Annotated in this window: 6 protein-coding genes; 2 read left to right on the forward strand and 4 right to left on the reverse strand. The window is 34.8% G+C overall.

Annotation, left to right across the window (positions count from 1 at the left end):
- Positions 1-394 (forward strand): FG-GAP repeat domain-containing protein (locus Z053_RS28130; protein WP_035095571.1); only part of this gene is annotated, 394 nt, incomplete at its 5' end.
- 134 nt (positions 395-528) lie between these two features.
- Here Z053_RS28130 and Z053_RS0108640 read toward each other — a convergent pair.
- The 4 genes from Z053_RS0108640 to Z053_RS0108655 form a co-directional block, all read right to left on the reverse strand.
- A complete protein-coding gene (locus Z053_RS0108640) occupies positions 529-2,736 on the reverse strand; it encodes an alpha-N-acetylglucosaminidase (protein ID WP_025664634.1) in 2,208 nt (735 codons plus the stop codon).
- Between the two features lie 73 nt (positions 2,737-2,809).
- A complete protein-coding gene (locus Z053_RS0108645) occupies positions 2,810-6,133 on the reverse strand; it encodes a VCBS repeat-containing protein (protein ID WP_025664635.1) in 3,324 nt (1,107 codons plus the stop codon).
- Between the two features lie 93 nt (positions 6,134-6,226).
- Positions 6,227-7,747, reverse strand: a complete 1,521-nt coding sequence (locus Z053_RS0108650; RefSeq protein WP_025664636.1) for a RagB/SusD family nutrient uptake outer membrane protein — start codon at positions 7,745-7,747, stop codon at positions 6,227-6,229.
- Positions 7,748-7,777: 30 nt separating this feature from the next.
- Positions 7,778-10,846, reverse strand: a complete 3,069-nt coding sequence (locus tag Z053_RS0108655) for a SusC/RagA family TonB-linked outer membrane protein (protein ID WP_025664637.1) — start codon at positions 10,844-10,846, stop codon at positions 7,778-7,780.
- A 142-nt stretch (positions 10,847-10,988) separates the two neighbouring features.
- On the opposite strand from Z053_RS0108655, the gene Z053_RS0108660 reads away from it, so the two are divergent.
- Entirely contained in the window at positions 10,989-11,987 is a 999-nt protein-coding gene (locus tag Z053_RS0108660) for a GntR family transcriptional regulator (protein ID WP_025664638.1), read from the forward strand.
- Positions 11,988-11,989: the final 2 nt, after the last annotated feature.

An 11,989-nucleotide genomic window follows, 5' to 3' on the forward strand; every position in this document is an offset into this window, starting at 1 on the left:
CGATGGTAAAGATGATATCTTTAGATACAGACCAGGAATATCTGGTGCAGAAGTATTCCTATCAACAGGAAGTAGCTTCAATAATAACGGAAGCTGGACAGGTGCAGGTGTAGATTTCTCTAAAGGTGGATGGCATATCGGTGATTATAATGGCGATGGCAAAGATGATATCTTTAGATACAGACCAGGAATATCTGGTGCAGAAGTATTTCTATCAACAGGAAGTAGCTTCAACAATAACGGAAGCTGGACAGGTGCCGGCGTAGATTTCTCTAAAGGCGGATGGCATATTGGAGACTATAATGGAGATGGAGATACTGATATATTTCGATACATTCCAACCATAGCAGGAGCAGATGTATTTATATCTACAAGTTCTTCTTTTTCTCATTAAATCAATAATCTAAAGCAAGCTCATCAGATATATTTTCTAAAAAAAGATATAGGCTACATGAGTTAGATTATATATTTTTTCTTGTAACCAAAGGCTTCATGAGATGTATCTCATGAAGCCTTTGGTTACATCTATTAATCTATATTATTTTTATACTTATTAAATATCTCTAGACTAACAGCAAGTGGATCATCAAAAGGTATAATTTGAGATACTCCTGGAGTTGTAATCCATTGTTCTTCCCATTGACGCATATCTTCTTTACTTTGGCCATCACCTTGATGATAATTAACCCATCTGGGCACATAATAATCTCGAATAAGCCCTGTCCAGACTCTACCAGAATAATCATTTACCGGATCACCTCCCCAAGTGGTTAATAAACGTTTGGCATTAGATTCGTAATAGTCTTTTTCATTAGGGTTATCTCCCCATTTTCTAGCATAATCTACCCATTTTTGGAGATTATGGTTAGGGTGTGAAGCCAGTAGCCTATCCATTGTTAACAGTATTTGCATTGTCTCCTCTAAAGTAACTGGTTCACCCTCTTCTTTAGCATCCAAAAAATCCAATAGCTGCTGATCAGCTACAAGTCCAAGATATTGTACTACCATCTCTATGGCATCAACAGTATATAATTCACTGTTTTTTAGTTCAGATGCATTATCTAAAAATGCTCCTACGGCTTCTTTAAATTTTACAGAGCGATGCACTGTGGCATGATCTTCTACTCCTTCTGGTTTCTTATAAGGTCTAAACTGATATCTATGCATCGGATGATCTGTAAATGTCCCAAAAGCAGATTCGTTTAATAGATCAAAAGCTTTTTTCATCCCCTCGGGAAATGCCCCATATCGTTGTATGTTGTATTCTACTATCCAGGAGTCTAAATCAATTTTTTCTTTTCGCCACGCTACATCCGATAAGAGTTCGTAGATGATTTCGTTATTCTCTATTCCTTCTGGAGCAAAACCAAAACCCACCAGGTTCTTTTTGTTTTCATACTGCAATGCTTCAATAGGAATAGATGCATATACATCTAGCTTACCATTAAGAGGTACTTTTCCTCCCATATTTGGGATAAAAGAGTAGATCCATTTTTTTCCAAAGAAACCATCATACATCTTCCACGAAGGGTCTATTTCCCAAAATACATGATTGTATTCATTAGCCAGATCGAGTATCAGTAATTTATCATCCGGTACTTTAGAGACCAAAGCTCCTAATCGTTCTGGAGTCCAGAATAATTTGCCGTTTTCATCTTTATGATAAGGAAAAGTCCATCCCTGCATCACCCATGTAGCATCCGGATTGGCTTCTTTTATAGATTTATATACCGACGCTCCATATCCGGATAGTTCGGTTAAAGCCACTTCTGGATCTTCAGAGAGTGGTGCATCCATTTCATTAAAACTATCTGCAAGATAGTATTCCCCTTTTCCAAATTCTTTTTCCCACTCTTGTATATAAAGCGTACCAATTTCGATAAAAAGATCACTATCGGGAGATAATATAAATGCATTATTCTCTAGGGGTAATCCACCTCCCCATCCTAATTCCCGGACTTCTATATCTGGATATATTCTGGTAATATCTTTAGGGACAAAACCTGCAAACGCATGAATTATCGGGCTCATTCCTAATTCTTTCATACGATCCAACATCTGATGGGTAAGTTGTACTTGTTTTTGAAAATAAGAATCGGGTAGTGGTCCATCCCATCCATTTAAATTTCCCATTCTGTTCCATGGAAAATGAGCCGGACCAGAAAAATACTGATCTATTTCGGACTTAGTTAGTCCTAGTTTTTGAAATACTCTGGATAAAATCGCTTCATGAGCACCTCCAATTAAAGGCATATTGATTCCATGGATAGCCATCCAGTCGATTTCTTTCTCCCAGCGTTTCCAATCCCAATATGCTGTCGTATACCCATGAGTAACTACATTAAAATAATATCGGTATTGGTAAGGGCTTTCTACTTTTTTGTTTACCGAAGGTAATTCTGCCGGAATATTTATTTTAGAGCCAGACCAACTGTAGATACTCTTGCACTCACTTTTTAAATAATCGTATACCCCTCGACAAAGCGCTATCTGCGAATTTCCTTTGATTAGAATTTTATCCTCTTTTTTTTGTGAAGAAAACCAATCCGGTATCGTGTCATTCTCTTCTAACTGAAATTTAAAATGATTAGTATTTTCTTTTCCTATAGTTCGCTCTAACACATCTCTTGCAGGGAGGTTTTCTCTTTCCTTTTCTTTAGGAGCAGTACAGGAAAGTATACCAAGTAAGGTGATTAAAACAAGTGTACTACCATTATTGCCTAATATTAATTTCATTAGAATATAATTTTAAAGGTTTTAAAATAAATCTCGAATCAGGAATTCTAAAATAGGTTTTATCGGTGATGATTCATTTAATTGAATAACTATCTAATCTCTCGTTGTTTCTTCCAAAAAGAACCACTTTCTTTCCTTTATATGTAAACGGACGTATTGCTTTTACATCTCCTTTAATCAAGATGCCACTTTTAGCTGCCGGAACAGGAACAAAACTATGCCCTCCATTATTTTTAAGTAACAATCCGTAACCGGCATCATTTCTCGGAGTTTCAATTTCTGATTGATATAAGTTTCCGGCAACAAGAATATCCTTTAATCCATCATCATCAAAATCATCAATATGAATATCGTTTATAGAAGATAGTTGTGCTTGTTTTGGAAGTTCTATAATGTTGAATTTTCCATCTCCTAAATTTTCTATAAAAACAGAAGCAAATGTATACGCTTTGGCATGTAAAGCCTTCTCTAGTTTTTCTTGCCCATATACCTGAACCAGGTCTGCAGAACCAAAACCTTCATAGGTTGGAAATTTTTCTTTTATAAATGGCATTTGAAGCGAGGTACATTCTCGACCACGAAGCGGAAACAAATCTCCATTGTTATAATACCCTAATACAATATCATTGGTCCCATTATCATCAAAATCATGTGCATAAATCTCGAAAGGTTCTTTGGCAGACGCTTTATATTTATAATTTAATCCTAAGTTACCTACTACATAATCCATATCTCCATCCTGATCAAAATCAGCACTATTAATCGAATTCCACCAACCATTAGTATGCTCAAACAAGGTGGTATCTTTTTTAAAAGTCTTATCTGTATTTCTAAACACCGTTATTGGCATCCATTCTCCAACTATAACCAAATCAGATAAGCCATCCTGATCAATATCTGTCCATGTTGCATCTGTGACCATACCAATTTCAGACAATTCTGGAGCAATCGTTTTGGTAATATCTTTAAAAACACCATTGTTGTTTTCTAATAGATAATTTGCTGCGGGATAAGGATATTTTTGTGGTGTATGCCTACTCCCAACAAATAGATCCAGGTCTCCATCCTGATCATAATCAAATGGTTTTATACAGCTACCACTGGATGCTATCTTTGGTAATCTATTATTTTCTTTAACAAAATTTCCATTCGTATTTATATATAAACGATCCTGATACATCCTATGATTTGCTGGCCATTCATTCCCGCCACTTACCACGTATAAATCTAAATCGTTATCACCATCTACATCAAAAAATTGGGCAGATACATCTTCAAAAACTTTTTCTTTTTCCCATAACGTCCCGCCCAAAGATTGAAAAGAACCATTAGGTTGTTGTGTATATAATGCTGCCGGGTGATCTTTTGCTCCGCCAATATAAAAATCATCCAATCCATCCATATTTATATCTCCAACAGCAAGTGCAGGACCAAACTGAGACATTTTATGTGGTAATAGACTTTCTTTTGCAAAGTCATCATACTCATTTTCGATATGCTTATGGATTATATTTATGTCTTTTGTACTATTTGTAAATAGTGCTGTCACAACATCTTTCTTTTTTTTATTTGTAAGAGTGGCATCGTTGTGATTAATAATAATTCTTTTATTAATTTCTGGATGGTTAATCACCTCAACTTTGTTATCTGGCCAGGTTATCGTGACTTTCTGTACCTCGATATTATTATCCAATCCGACATGTATAACAGGTGCTACTGCAGATTGATATCCTCTTGTGGGATAGTTTTCGAATATTTGAGTTGTTTTTTCTGTTTGTATTGTAATACGCGTACCTATTCCAAAGGGGTTTTGGGAGTCTCCTTTAAACTGAAACTGAACATAATTCTTATTCCTGGTATTATTTTGTAGAATAGTGGCTTCCTGATCAATATTATTAATAACCAGATCTAGATCTCCATCGTTATCTAAATCTGCATAAGCTGCACCATTAGAAAAAGTAGGACTATCAATTCCCCAGGATGTTGATGTTTTTGAAAAAGTTAAATCCCCGTTGTTTTTAAAAAAATAATTTCGGGTTTTTCGTTGTGGCGTTTTACGAACTAATTCTTCGATTACTTTTTTTATGCTTTCTTTATTTTTCTTTGCTTGCTCTAATCGTTTTAGTTTATATTTTCTAAAATCATTATTTCTAAAATCTCTCTTAAGGCCATTGGTAATAAACACATCTTTTAATCCATCATTATCAAAATCTGCAAATAGTGGTGCCCAACTCCAGTCGGTATTTGATATTCCTGCAAGGTGTGCGATTTCACTAAAACATTCATCAGAATTGTTAAGCTGTAATGTATTAAACATATATTGATAATGAAATCCATTATCGACAGCATGGTTAAATGCTTTTGGGTTCATCCCACTCATACTGGTTTTTATGCCATAATTATCTTCGGCTACCATATCTAATGAAATGATGTCTAACAGCCCATCATTATTAAAATCTGCAATATCGGTTCCCATCGAAAAATTAGAAGTATGCCCAATAGATGATTTTATTTTTTCTGTAAACGTGCCATTTCCAGTATTAAAATAAAGGTAATCATGTTCGATATAATCGTTTGCTACATATATATCGGGCCACCCATCTTGATTAAGATCTCCAATAGAAACTCCTAAACCAAAACCTAGAGCATTTTGTATGATTCCTACCTGATCAGAAACATCGGTAAATTTTCCTAAATTATTTTGATACAATCGATCTCCTACCAAGTCATTCTTTTCACTTTTATAATCTTCTGGAGTATTGGTGTTAACAGGGGATACATTATGATTTAATAAAAACATGTCGAGATCACCATCTTTATCATAATCAAAAAATGCAGCTTGTGTACTATATCCCGAAAAATTAAGCCCATATTGGGCCGCTGCTTCTGTAAATGTCCCGTTTTGATTATTTATAAAAAGCTCATTTTCCCGATTTTCAGCCTTTCCTTTGCCCGATTTGCACACATAAATATCTAACCAACCATCGGCATTGATATCTACCATGGTCACTCCTGTTGTCCATCCAAAAGAACCTTTTACTTTTGCTTGTTTTGTATGGTCTTCGAATCTAAAATCACCCTTATTGATATAGAGCTTATTTTCTTTAAGATTGGAAGTAAAATAAATATCGGATAATCCATCATTATTAATATCTCCTATAGCAACGCCTCCACCATTATAGAAATATTCATATACCATACTATTCATAGCACTACTCTCGGGTATTTGGTTTATGAAATGAATCCCCGAATGATCTGATAAAACCGAAGTAAATAATGGTTTACTTATTTCAGAATGCGGGTTTTGTTGAGTAGTTTCATTGTTGCGACATGATATTATTAAGGATATACTTAATAGTACTCCAAGTATTTTTATTCTTTTATTATCTGCGATCATGACATATATTGTATAATAGCATAAACACCTAAAAATAATAAAATTTTTAGGTGTTTACTAGTTCTAATAACTAACTCAACTTTCGGGGGATTTTTACCATCCAGGATTCGGTTTAAGATTTGTATTAATATTTATTTCCTGTAATGGTATGGGGTATAAAATATGTTTATCCTGAAAATTCTCTGCAAATGGTTTATTGTGATTTTCTAGTGTTGTTTTTATAGATTCTGTGGCTGTGCTTCCTCTTTGCCATCTATAAAGATCAAACCAACGAATACCAAATTCCATGGCTAACTCAACTGGGCGTTCATGATGTCGAATTTGATCTCTTAGTTGGCTTTGAGTCATTGTTCCTAATGGAGCAGCTTTGCCTCGTTCTCTAACTTTATTGATCTCTACTATCGCTTGATCTGTTTTCCCATTTTCATTCAAAGCTTCGGCATACATTAGTAAAACATCGGCATATCGAATTAAAGCAATGTTTGTTCCATTATAAAAGCTTACATCTTGATTAAAAGCATACTTTTTGAAGTATTTAGGGTGGTTAAGATCACCAGATACAGCGCTATATGCAACAACTGCATCTGCGTCTCTACTATACATTTCAGAATTAGGATCGTCAAAGAAAATACTTTCGTATACTCTTTCACTAATTTCTCCTCCGGTAGTTAAATCTGTTTTCATTTCTTCAACCAACCAATCAGAAGGGTAGAATAATTCCCACCCACCAAAGGCATAAGGAGAAACCTGAAAGTTAAAAACCTGTCGTTCGTCATTCCCATTAGCACGATCTCCAGAAAACTGAATCTCAAATATACTTTCATTTCCATTTTCGGCAGCCCCATTAAAATTATCTGCATAATTCGTTAATAAAGAATATCCCATACCGGTTACTTCTCCTAATTTGACTTCTGCCTGGCTCCATTTTTCTTGAAACAAATATGCTTTACCCAATAATGCTTTTGCAGCACCTTGTGTAGCTCTTCCTTTCCATTCTGATGAATGTTCTGTCAATAAATTTGGTTCTGCTTCTGCAAGATCTTTTTCTATCTGTTCCCATATTTTATCTGGAGTTACCTGAGACACAAAAAGACGATCTAATTCTGTTTCATAAGTGGTTACCAAAGGCACATTTTCAAAACCGGTTACCAGCCAAAAATAGTATAGTGCTCTTAAGAATTTTGCTTCGGCTACAATCGTATTCTTATCTTCCTGAGATAGCGCTTGCATTTCTGGAATTCTTTGTATGATCTGATTGGTACGCCCTATACCTGCATAGCTACTTTGCCATATATTGTATGGACCCGTATCTTCTGTGGTATTAGAGAAACTTGCAAGGGATCGGCTATATGTTTCTGCTGTATTATTGGTCACATCATCGGCTCGGTATGCCATTGCAGTATACACTTCTTCGAAGAAAGCCCATTTACTCCCACTCGCGCTATGCATTGCTCCATAAGCAGTCGTTAGAGCCTGTAACGCATGTTCTTCTGTCTGCCAAAAACTAGAATCGGTTAAATTCTCCTTATTAGCAACATCTAAAAAATCATCACTACAAGAATGTAGTATTCCTATACCTAGAACTATAATTAATAAATAACTAATTTTTTTCATTGTTCTGTTTTTTAATTTTTTTTCTAACTATTACATCGATACGTTAATACCGAAAATAAAGGATCTGGTTAGTGGGTAGAATCCTCTGTCAACACCTCTATTAAATGTTCCTCCATTTCCCAGACCTGGATCAAAACCTGAATAATCTGTAATGGTAAATAGATTATTGGCAGTTGCATAAACTCTGATTCTCGAAACAGGAATCTTACTTATTGCAGATTCTGGAATCGAATATCCTATTTGTAAGTTCTTTAATCTTAAGTATGATCCATCTTCTAGAAAATAACTAGAAGGTCTAATGTTATTATTAGGATCACCAAATGCATTTCTTGGAATATTGGTATTTGTATTCTGTGGTGTCCAGGCATTAACTAAATCAGAAGACACATTATTCCTATCTGTTCTATACAACCACATTTTTACACCATTGTAGATTTTATTTCCCTGGGTTCCCTGAAAGAATACACTAATATCAAAGTTTTTATATTTCGCATTAAGAGTTAATCCATATTCAAAATCAGGAAGTCCACTTCCCATATATTTTTTATCATCATCGTTTAATTCACCATCTCCATTTACATCGGTAAATCGTAAATCTCCCGGAGCAGCATCTGGTTGAACTCCATGTGCATCAATTTCTGCTTGATTTTGAAATATTCCATTGGCTTCAAACAAATAAAATCGACCGATTTCTCCTCCTACTTCGGTACGAGTGGTAGGGAAATTATTAAATTCTATAAAACCATCAGTACGAGCTTCGCCCTCTACTCCAAGCTTTGTAATTTTATTTTTTGAAGTACTTAGGTTTGCGGTAACATCAAAAGAAAAATCTTTGTATTGTTTACTACTATAGGTAGCAGAAAACTCCCATCCTTTATTTTCTAAATCTCCTGCATTAGTCAAAGGGTCTGTGGTAATTCCTGAAGTACCAGGAACTTTAGTAAACACCAACATGTCTGTAGTCTTGGCATTAAAGTAATCAAAAGAAGCTTTGATTCTATTATCTAATAAACCAAGGTCAATACCGACATTGGTAGTTGCCGTTTCTTCCCATCTAATATCGGGTGTTGGTAGCGAAGTAGCAATTGCACCAGATAATATCGCTTGTGTTACATCCTCTCCAAATGGATAGTTTAATTGCTGTCCTCCAGAACCAATCCTTGCCAAAAATAAATGATTAGGGATAAGTTGATTTCCTAATGTACCATAGCTAAAACGAGGTTTTAGTTGAGTAAACAAATCCGACTTAAAAAAGTTTTCGTTATGAACTGCCCAACCCAATGAAACCGAATAGAAAGTACCATATTGATTCTTAGAACTAAAGCGTGACGAACCATCTCTTCTGGCACTGGCCTGCACATAATATCTATTGGCATAATCATAACTTAGACGACCAAAAATAGATTGTAATGTACTAGAAAAATTTCGACCAAAAGAAGAAGCATCTCCTATCCCGGCGCTTAGCGCTTGTATTGCATCAGATGGTAATCTATTATTGCTACCTCCCGCCGAGTTAAACACATTTTCTTCTTTAGAACCACCGACAAGGACATCAAAATCATGATCTCCAAATGTTTTGACATAATTTAACGTATTGTTTAATGTCCAACTAGTAGTCCTTGATCTGGTTTCAGATAAAAAAGGATCTTCATTAATAGACTGTGGTCCAAAATTATATGCTGGCTGAAAGAAAAAGAAGTGCTCGTTTTCTACATTTAATCCATATTGAAATTGATAACTTAAACCATCAAATAATTTTAAGTTGGCTGCAATATTAAATTGAGTGTATTCATCACGATCAATACGATCGGTTAATTCTCCCTGACCTATTGGATTTCCCGAACCTAAACCAGTTGCTGGTGTAGCAAATCCATTTAAAGAATTTGCATCATAAATTGCTTTATGAGGTAATTGCGAATAGATGTTTAGAAATGGAGAAAAGCTAGCGTTACCTCCATCAAGGGGTTCAAAAATACTTCGTCTTTTTTCTTTGGCATAGGCCAAACCAGGAGAAATCTTCAAACGGTTATCCAACAATTTGATATCCATATTTAATCGGGTATTAAACCTATTGAAATCTGTATTAATCACAGTTCCTGAATTGGCAAAATAACCTGCAGAAAAATTATAAGTTGTATTTTCAGAACCTCCAGAAATTCCAATATCATGTTTCTGCTCAAAAGCATTTTTGTAGTAGGCGTCAGCCCAATCAGAATCTGCATATTGTTCTCCATTGGTAAGGTATGGAGCAGGTGTTTCTCCTACATTAGCGTATGCTTCTAATTTTATCTGATCGTGTTGAGCTCTATTTGCTACCTTTATATTATCATCAATAGAGTGTGTACTTATGTATGAATTTACAACAACCCGAGGGTCTCCTCTTTTTCCTCTTTTTGTTGTAACGATAACTACTCCATTAGAAGCTCTAGAACCATAAATGGTAGCAGCAGATGCATCCCTAAGAATACTAATGTTTTCGATATCTGCAGGATTTACATAAGATAAATCTCCTGGAACTCCATCAATTACAAACAAAGGGTCATTATTATTTACAGTACCCATACCACGAATCCTAATTACCGGAGCACTCCCTGGGGCGCCACTCGCTATTGCTACATTAAGCCCAGCTACTTGCCCCTGCAAAGATGTTGCTATATCAGCAGTAGGTATTTTTTGTATCTCTTCAATATTTACTGAAGTAATTGCTGCAGTTAATTCTGATTTTTTTTGTGTTCCATAACCCACCAAAACAACTTCTCCTAAGCTCTGGGCGTCTTCTTCAAGGCTAATGTTAATTATTGTTTGGTTTCCGACCAGAACTTCTTTAGTTACAAATCCTAAATATCTATATACTAATGTTGTTTGCGAATCGGAAACTTCAATTGAATAATTTCCATCAAAATCAGTTTGTGTTCCCTGAGTTTCGTTTCCTTTAATTGTAATTGTAACTCCCGGTAAAGGAGAACCGCTACTATTTTCTGAAACATTACCTGTTATTACTGCATTTTGCGCATAAGTATTTGCGAATCCAAATAGAGTAAGCCCAAGCAGAGTTAAAAGAAATGAATAGCATTGGTTTTTCTTTTTTTTTGCTTCCATAATCACATTGTTTTTTGGTGATAACCCCCCATTTTACGAGGGGTTTAACGTAAAATATTGACGCAATATAGAATTTTAGTTTTTAAAAAGGCAACTAGTACCTACCAGTTTTTTAAAAGAAAAAATATGATATATTTGTAACATGAAAACAATTAATGTCGTAGATAATATAGGTGTACCTAAATACAAACAGATCATTTCATCAATTGAAAGTGCTATTTTATCTGGGGAGTATAAACGTGGAGATAAACTACCATCAATTAACAGTGTAAAGCTTCGGTTCTCTCTTTCGAGAGATACCGTATTACTCGCCTACAATGATTTAAAAGTAAGAGGAATTGTAAATTCTGTTCCTGGTAAAGGGTACTATGTGAAAAGTGAAAGTATAGAAATCGCCCAAAAGATTTTTTTACTGTTTGATGAATTAAATGCCTTTAAAGAAGATTTGTATAATTCTTTTTTAAAAAGCTTAAATAACAATGTAGAGGTAGACATTTATTTTCATCATTTCAATTATGATGTATTTAGTAAATTGATTTATGACAATATTGGTAACTATAATTATTATGTTATCATGCCTGCCAATCTAAATGATATTCCATCTGTCTTAGATATACTGCCTCAGGACAAAGTGTATATACTGGATCAAACTCGTCCCGAGCTTGCTCAATACCCTGCTATTCATCAAAATTTTAAGAAAGACATTCTAACTGGTTTGGTAAAGGGACTTCATCTCTTAAAAAAATATCAAAAATTAGTACTCCTTTTTCAGGAAAAGAAACAACCTTCGGGAATGTTTGAGGGTTTTGAAATGTTTTGCAATACGTATCATTTTAACAGTGAAGTAATTGATTCTCTTGAAGAAAGAACATTAACCAAGGGAGAAGTTTACATAATTCCAGACGATAGAAGCCTTATTCGTATCATAAAAAAAATCAAAGAGGTAGAGTTTACTCTTGCAAAAGATATTGGTATCATATCCTATAATGATACACTTCTTAAAGAAATTGTCGAAGGAGGTATAACCACGATTTCTACCGATTTCAATAAAATGGGAGAGCGCTTAGCCGAAATGATCATGAATAAAGAACAAATTAGAATCGAAAACATAAATAATCTAATCTTAAGAAACTCTCTTTAGCT

The organism is Aquimarina megaterium XH134 (genome assembly GCF_000520975.1).
Taxonomy (GTDB): domain Bacteria; phylum Bacteroidota; class Bacteroidia; order Flavobacteriales; family Flavobacteriaceae; genus Aquimarina; species Aquimarina megaterium.

Bases quoted from the DNA above. Each gene is read 5' to 3' on its own strand.
- Z053_RS0108640 (WP_025664634.1), bottom strand. From the start codon at position 2,736: ATGAAATTAATATTAGGCAATAATGGTAGTACACTTGTTTTAATCACC.
- Z053_RS0108645 (WP_025664635.1), bottom strand. From the start codon at position 6,133: ATGATCGCAGATAATAAAAGAATAAAAATACTTGGAGTACTATTAAGT.
- Z053_RS0108650 (WP_025664636.1), bottom strand. From the start codon at position 7,747: ATGAAAAAAATTAGTTATTTATTAATTATAGTTCTAGGTATAGGAATA.
- Z053_RS0108655 (WP_025664637.1), bottom strand. From the start codon at position 10,846: ATGGAAGCAAAAAAAAAGAAAAACCAATGCTATTCATTTCTTTTAACT.
- Z053_RS0108660 (WP_025664638.1), top strand. From the start codon at position 10,989: ATGAAAACAATTAATGTCGTAGATAATATAGGTGTACCTAAATACAAA.